At 39.0% G+C, this 7936-nt stretch carries 6 protein-coding genes; 1 reads left to right on the plus strand and 5 read right to left on the minus strand.

All coding sequences use genetic code 11. The annotated features are described in order from the left end of the window. Positions 1–70 precede the first annotated feature (70 nt). Genes BLT91_RS10680 through BLT91_RS10695 form a run of 4 tightly spaced genes read right to left on the minus strand, consistent with a single transcriptional unit; the run spans position 71 to position 6213 of the window. Positions 71–2683: a DEAD/DEAH box helicase gene (locus tag BLT91_RS10680; RefSeq protein ID WP_090820529.1), complete on the minus strand. Its 2613-nt coding sequence runs from the start codon at positions 2681–2683 to the stop codon at positions 71–73. Next, positions 2655–3917, minus strand: coding sequence for a hypothetical protein (locus BLT91_RS10685; protein WP_090820531.1), 1263 nt, complete (start codon positions 3915–3917; stop codon positions 2655–2657). Before BLT91_RS10685 ends, BLT91_RS10680 begins: the two co-directional genes overlap by 29 nt. Continuing rightward, on the minus strand, positions 3914–4681 hold the full coding sequence (locus BLT91_RS10690; protein ID WP_090820533.1) for an OmpA family protein: 768 nt from the start codon (positions 4679–4681) through the stop codon (positions 3914–3916). Before BLT91_RS10690 ends, BLT91_RS10685 begins: the two co-directional genes overlap by 4 nt. Beyond that, entirely contained in the window at positions 4678–6213 is a 1536-nt protein-coding gene (locus tag BLT91_RS10695) for a MotA/TolQ/ExbB proton channel family protein (protein WP_090820535.1), read from the minus strand. The genes BLT91_RS10690 and BLT91_RS10695 overlap by 4 nt, the downstream gene beginning before the upstream one ends. Positions 6214–6955: 742 nt before the next feature. Here BLT91_RS10695 and BLT91_RS10700 point away from each other — a divergent pair. After that, positions 6956–7543 (plus strand): hypothetical protein, encoded by a 588-nt coding sequence (locus tag BLT91_RS10700; RefSeq protein WP_090820537.1) that lies wholly within the window; start codon positions 6956–6958, stop codon positions 7541–7543. Positions 7544–7644: 101 nt separating this feature from the next. Here BLT91_RS10700 and BLT91_RS10705 read toward each other — a convergent pair. Beyond that, on the minus strand, positions 7645–7936 hold a 292-nt coding region (locus tag BLT91_RS10705; RefSeq protein WP_141224969.1), incomplete at its 5' end, for an IS3 family transposase.

The following is a 7936-nucleotide window of genomic DNA, read 5'->3' on the forward strand; positions in this document are numbered from 1 at the left end:
GTAGCCTCCTCTTTATTTAACTAAAATACACTGGTTCGGCAGCGGGCGCCAGCGCCTTCCACGGATTTCTTTACTCGCTAGGGGCCAGTTTCTCTATGAGAAGTCGTTTAATTTCAGATGTATCGAAAGGAACAATTACATTCTCAGCTAGCTCCCTTTTACTTTCCAGAAGTTCATGCATGAGTTCTTCTACAGTTCCGTTCGGAAAATTAGTTGGATCTTTTGTAATAATATGATAGACATATACATCTTTTTGTTGACCTATTCGATAAGCGCGATCGGTGGCTTGGTTCTCAACCGCAGGGTTCCACCATCTCGTGTAGTGTAAAACATGATTAGCGCTTGTTATTGTTAGACCAACACCGGCTGCTTTTTGGGATAACAGCATGACCCCAAAGCCCGGATTTTGATTAAACATTTGAACCACCGATTGTCTATTAGTAGTATCTCCATCAATGATAGGTACAGATATCCCATAGCGCTGCATTAATATTCTTTTCAGTATACTGTGAATTTTACGAAATTCCGTAAAGATAATGGCTTTCTCACCAAGTTTCTTTACCCTGTCCAGGATGGATAAAACTTCATTCAGTTTTGGTAGATCTTCTAGAGCCTCATAACTCGAGATGATTGCCCCGGGATGACCATATAATTGACGAAGCTTAGTAAGCATATTCAGGATAGCAACTTGCCCTGTTTCTTTAGTCTGAAGCATGCTGTTAGAAATCGATTTTTGCAAGGGGGAAGCTTCCACATAAATAGGCCGTTGTTCCAGCTTTTTGGGTAATCGATCCGAGAGTACTTGCTTCTTAGTTCTACGCATATAGTAGGGCTTAATGGCTCGCAACAGCCCCTCATAATTTTGAGTCATTTCATATTTATTCTTGAACTCCTTCAAGGATCCTAAGCACCCAGGCTGGACAAAATCCATAATAGACCATAATTCATCCAATCCGTTTTCTACAGGAGTTCCCGTCATGGCTAATCGGAAATCACTTTGCATCGCACGTAAGGCTCTGGAACGTTGGCTGGAGTAAGACTTAATATTTTGCGCTTCATCGCAGATCACAGCTTGAAAAGGAATTTTCCCAAAAATCAGCTGGTCTGTTTTCAATGTATCATAGCTTGTTAATATCAAATTATGTTTCGCAATGAGATCGGAAGATCGTAGACGATTGCTTCCATGATGCACATAATTATTATCCGACAGCTCAGGCGCAAATTTATTAATCTCTACTTGCCAATTTTCAATTAGTGCAATCGGTAAGACCAACAACGTTGGAGACAATTTGCCTTTTTCCTTTTGCTTGAGAAGAAAACTTATGACTTGTATAGTCTTTCCAAGCCCCATATCGTCCGCCAGCAGCCCGCCTCTTCCTTGTTCTTCTAGTTGACACAACCATTGGTACCCTTCATATTGATGGTCGAAAAGATCAGCCTTGACTCCTCCGGGCAAAGGGTACAGTGTTGGATTATTAGCTTTTTTGGCTTCAAGGGAATAATCAAGAACTTCTTCATTGTCAATAATATCCAGATAGTATCCTGTTTTGGCCAATGGCTGTTCTTGATCTTTACTTTCTAAAAGTAGCTTCCTTAGCGTCGGGTCCAGATAAATCCAGTTTCCTTGATAATTAACATACTGTTGATTCGGATTTTGTTCCATTAAGTCTTTTAATAATGCTTCATCCAGAGGAAGAATATCTCCTGTTTCTTGGTCAAACCAATCAAACTTTCCTCCCTCCGTATATCGCTGACGAACTTTTTGAATAGGAAGGATGCCTCTTACCCTATCCGAAAATGCATCCAGATCAAACAAATAGTTATGTTCAGGCAATACAGCCGCGGGGTTCTCTAAAAAAAGAGGAACATCCTCGCCTGTAATATGACGTTTGGTAAATAGTTTGGAAAGATCCTCACTGATCCTACCGGTACGAACAAAACGTTCTCGTTCATCCCCATCTGCAAAACTCTTTAGAGGCTTTTTCTCTAGTAAAGTGTCATTTTCCCGTTCCGACGTTCCAATTGGAATCAATTCAATGTGTTCGTTGCTATGAACCTTAATGTTCAAATTATATTCATCTATGACGTGATATTTTTCTTTAACTAAGAAAGAGTCAAGGTTCAGCCCGGCTTCTTTAGCAAGTCGTTGACACACAGCAATCTTCTGATAGGCTTCTTCGTAAGATTCATACGCCAAGGCCTTTTTCAATTCATAAACGGAACGTGGGAGCAAATGTAGTTGTCCTTCCACTTCGTAAATAGCCCCGTAGTTTCTTCCAATACGATCGAGGTTCTTACCGCTTTGTTCCATAAGATGCATAGACAGCTTTGCCTCAGCAGGTAAGGAATCAAGCTTTAATTCACCTGTGAGCTGCATCTCTTGTGTAGGTAAGCTAACAGTAGACAATACCTCTGTACCTTCCGGATCATTCAACATCTCATAGTAAGTATCATAAGGTAGCACCCCTTCAATGAGGGCACCAGAGTCATATAACTCTTCCCATGCAATATATTTGTTAAATCCTTGGGATCGATAATGCTGCTCTATTTGATCTTTAGTAAGCGGCGGTATCAAGTCCTCCCTTTGTTTACCATCACTAACATGAAATGCAATGCGAATACCTGATTCTATCGGAATTACTGAGGTATGCAGTTCATTTTGTTTCTTTTTGAAGAAGAACATATCTGTTCACTTCCCAACCTAATTGACTGCGGAGCCAATTGTCAAATTTGTTTTGCCAACCACCATTATGCGTGAGCCAGCCTTCATGAACAATTCTATTTTTATCCATGAGCTCACTGCGTCTTACTTCACGTACATGCGTCCAAGGGTTGGTCTTTGCTTTCTCTTTCTGTGAATTCATTTCATCAATTTTGGGTTGAAAGTACTGATCAAACGTCGCAATACTATACACATAAACCGCACCGCTTCCCAGTACTTCCATGACCACGACATCTGAAAAATACATCAAGATCGTCCTATCTCCGTTTAATACCACAACATGTTTTAACTTACCAATAAACTTTTCCCAATATTGGTATCGTTCGTGCTCTTGGTTCACGCCAGCAAAAAAGTTTTTCAATTCTCTACGCAAGATCCATTGTGCGAACTTATCCTTTTCATTTTGCCCAACAAACTGCCATAGAAGCGGCTTTTGTCGATAGGTATTTAGTTGGTCGTACAACAATGTAGCTAAGGAGCTTACAAGATCCAAGTCACAATTTCGAATGAAGTGGTTCGCTAAATGCTGATGTTCTTGATTCGTTGCTTGAAAAAATACACTCCGAAATACGGCCTCTTCCTTATGATAAAATGGCTCTTTCGCTTCCTTAACTGCTTCATAAAAAACTGCCTTATAAAACGGAGTATACTCACTCAAATAAAAGTTCTGGAGATATGTTGTAAACCCTGTACCCTCTTGAAGCACAGCTGAACTTAAGTATCCAATGGGATTCTGATTCAGCAAGTACTCTCTCCAACGAACCCTCCCCGCCTCATCCATACGCCTCTCTTGTTTTTTAATATGCTTTACATAAGAAAGCCTGGCTAGCTCCCATAAAGGATCAAGCTGGCAGATTTGATAAAAAGCATCAATAATGAACCTGAACGTACGATGTTCACGAGCAATCTGCTCTTTAATTTGGTGAACGAGTTCTTCCTGCCATTCCGGATGTAATTCGTCTTCTAAGAGAAAGGGTAGTAAAAGCCTTTTTCTTCGATCCAACTGCTTTACCCAACGTTGAAATAATTCCTTCTCGTCACGATGAGCTAGCTCTTTGAAAGCTTTATGCAGTTGCTCAAGATTGCCAAGGTATTTGGACAGGTCTAAATTACGACTTTTCAGACCCGTCCCTATTTCTTTCTCAAAATGAATGTTCCATTCCTGTAGCTGACTAGGGACAAATTCATATTTCATTTATCCTGCACCAACTTTTCAATAGCTTGAAAAGCCTCTTCATCCTTTAGTCGGAATAGAAATTCTACCCGCCGCGAACGTTCCTGGTCAATGTTACCCTGACTATCATATAAAGGCTGGCTATAGCTCCTGCCATTACAGGTTACTAGATTTTGGGATGAATCTCGCTGTGGGAAATTCGGAAACTCACCACTGTAAATATATTTTAATACGGAAAAGGCCCTATTCTGCGAAAGCTCCATGTTATACATATAGGTTCCACTGTTATCTGTATGACCTTCAATCATAATACTAGCAACCTTATCTTTGAAACGGTCCTGTAGCAGGATACCCATATATTTAGGAATAAAGCTTTTAAGAAATGCCTTCCCTTGATCCGAGACGACATAAGAGCCGGAGTCATACAATACACTTCCCGGAAATCGAATAGCACCCGTTTGCTGATCAATCTCAATCTGCATATTGGACTGTCGGAAGTAATCCGTTAACTCTTTAATGATTTCTGTTTTCAATCCAATAGCTTGCTCAATCTCTTTAGCTTTCGTTTTAGCCTGCTCTTGAATCTGCTGTGCCTTCTGCTCGACAACTGCCTTCTGCTCTTGAATCTGCTGTGCTTTCTGCTCGGCAACTTCCTTCTGCTCCGTTGACTCTTGAATATCGAGGACAACTACAGTCAATATGAGAGCAAAAACCATCAGCATGACACTCATCAGATCCGCATAAGACATCCACCAATTTACTTGCTCCCGCTTAGCGTTTCTCATACTACACTCACTTCTTTAATTTTTGAGATAATATCGACTAAGTCTTCGAAGGTATCCATTAGTTCCTCCTGAATCTCTTGAATGCGGTTTACGCTGCCCGACAAATTCTGCATAGCCTTGGCTAGGGTATTATCAAAATGACTATATGTTTTGCTTAAGCCACTATCGATATTCTCAGCAAAATCTTTCACAGATACATGAAGTACTTCTCTTGTCGCTTTCATCTGTTCGTTCGTATCCTGCCAGTGGTTTTGCATTTGAGTAATTTGATGCTCCACACTATTCAAATAATATTCTGATTTCTCTAGAGTACCAATGACAACATCATTCGTTTGTGAGCGAAGTTCCATAAGTTCAGGCAGCAGCTTCTGCTGAATACCCTGCATTTCGGCAAGCTGATCTTGTAAGGTCGCGATATTATCTACTACATGACTAAAGTTGCTGTGCATTTGCTCAGAGCCCGATACAACCTTCTCGAATTGATCCGTCATCTGACCAAATTGATTTAACGCCACTGCATGTCTTTGTTCAGTTTTCTTGAACGATTCTACAATTTGTTCAACTGTTTTTAGCATGTGGGACTGCATACTCTGCGTTTCCTGAATCAATTGACTGAATTGCTGAATCGTTTGTTCCGTACCGCCGGTTATTTGATCAACAAGATTTTTAGTAATATCAGAGCTCTGATTTTGAACATGCTGTACTTGTATCTCTAACAATTTTGTTTGGTCTTGTATACCGTTTCTAAAACCGTGAAACTGCTCGTGTAGTTGATCAAATGCAGATGCTACTTGAGCTTGGGAGCTTTGTATTTGATTGGCGATGGGCTGTATCGCTTTCTCCAGTGCATCCGTAAGCAGCGTTTTTAGATGATCCGCCTGATTTCTAGAAACCTTTTCAAGGCGATTCAAGAAAAGCTCTTCGTCGTCAGCATTCAAAAGAAAATCAAACCGTTCAGCATGCATGTCAATCATAGACTCGACTCGACCACTTACTACACGATCCATTACCGTCCAAATAACGGAGAGAGCAATACCAACAATTGAAGTGTAGAATGCTGATTCCATGCCTGATAATAAGCTATGTATACTGGTTTTTAAAGAATCAGTTGAATTTAAATCTAAATGGGATAATCCACTGACAAGACCTATGAACGTTCCAAGGACACCTAAACTAACGCAAAGGCCGCCAATAACGTCTGTCCAAGCACGATAACCTATGTGATAAACTAATACATCTGAACTCAGGTATGGCTCAATACGTATCCGTTCGTCAACATTCTTCTGAGTTACCCTCTCATAATATCTACGCCATTGGATAGAGTATTTAGATTTGGGATTCGCTTTATGAAGAATACTGTTGACTTCTTGATCAAGGTCAGAAGAGGATTGACTCTTATTCAAAGATTGTAAATCGGGTAAAATATTTTTCATGATCTTATATTCTCTCTTTATTAATAAACCCAACGAAATAGCAGCACCCAGAAACACTATAACTTGAATCGCAATCCATACTACCTTAAAAGAATGCACATTAGTCCCTCCACAATCTATGTTATAAAAAATGAGAATTAATTTAATATAATTAAAATTTTACATCATTAGACTTTCTCCTAGCACTTTAATTCTTATTAATGGAGTAAAATGAAGCTCCACCCATTCAAGTGAATAAGTGGAGGTTCTAAACAATCCTCTATAAATTGTATGTAATAAAATAGGTTAAACGTATTATAAATTCGACAGAAACTCACATATCCCTGCCGCTACCTGTGCTCTCCCCAACCTTTTCTATACTTCCATTTTAATAGGTTTAGGAGTTTACACAATCTATTTTACAGACTCACTCTAGCCAATCAAACGTACTATCCATACGTAGAAGAGACAATCTATGATATTGCCATAGCGATTTATATTCAGTTAAGCTTTTCATAAGTATCTGAGAGTGTATCTGAGAGTTTTTTGTATTATTCGGTACTCATCATTTCTTGTTTCTTTTCAACTGTCACTGAAGCAGATACGATAAAATCAGTATTTGCTTTATCGTCTGTAATCATGAAAACCATCTCTTGAATCAATTCCTCACACTAGCAACCTCAAACAAGAAATTCGCTAAAACTCCCATATACCTGCCACCGCCCTTTGCTCAATCATACATAATTGCATTATGTATGATTCGATGGAGAAAATGCATCTTCCCAAGTTTTTATATTTATTTAAAATCCCACTGAGAAAAAGTGGTAAAGTAATCTAGTAAACATTCTTTTAGGAGGAAAATATGAGCGATATTAAAACAACCATTTCGACCAAAAAGTTAATTCATTCCTTGGGTCTTTTTATCAAACCGTTAATTATGAGATTTGATGATGCTTCACCTACAGACCAGGACAACATCAATAACATTAAAATTGTAATTAGTCAATACACTCGCATTCTACTTCAAGCTACGAACATGACTGACGATGAATTCACGGAACTTTTGGTGCATTATGCAGATCATGATTCGGAGGAATATGCGTTTGCTGTTTTCTGGCAAAAATTTAAAGTAATAAATGAAAACATTTTATTACAAACGGTCGTTACTGTTTACTCTGCAGTTGCGTGTGTACTCCAAGAAATTTCCAAAGAAGATCCAATTAACAATAATGCATACAAATTATTAATTCATGAAATGTACTATGACATTGGGTTAACCGATATCAACTTCAACAATAAGTATTTGAGCTTGTCAACAATCATGGAAATTTGCGCTACTAAGGATCCCAGAATTACAATGGCTATCATAAAAACGTTGACCGAGAAGAATCTACAAGGTCGTGATTTGGTTAATCAAATACAAGCAAATATTTCTATACTAAGTCAATAAAAAAGAGCGGCGCAACGTTGAAATTGAATAAAGCATCGAAAAGCTAGCATTAATGATTGATCTGGACCCTTTGTCAAGGACACTTGAAAAAAGCCTTGTGTCTAGGCGGCTAACAATAGATGATTCCTGTATTGCACAGGTGTCATCTTTTTTAATCCCCACTGATATCGATTATTGTTGTAGTAGCGAATATAACGGTCAATCTCTCGTTGTAGTTCTCCTAATGAGGAACAATTACGATGATCAACATGGTCCTTCATGTGGCCAAAAAAAGACTCTTGAGGCGCATTGTCCCAGCAATTTCCTCGTCTAGACATGGATTGACCTAACCCTTTTTGCTTCAAAAGTTCTTGGTACTTAGGGCTCGTATAATGACTCCCTTGATCTGAATGG

Origin of the sequence: Paenibacillus sp. yr247 (assembly GCF_900103825.1) — a bacterium.
Lineage (GTDB): Bacteria > Bacillota > Bacilli > Paenibacillales > NBRC-103111 > Paenibacillus_E.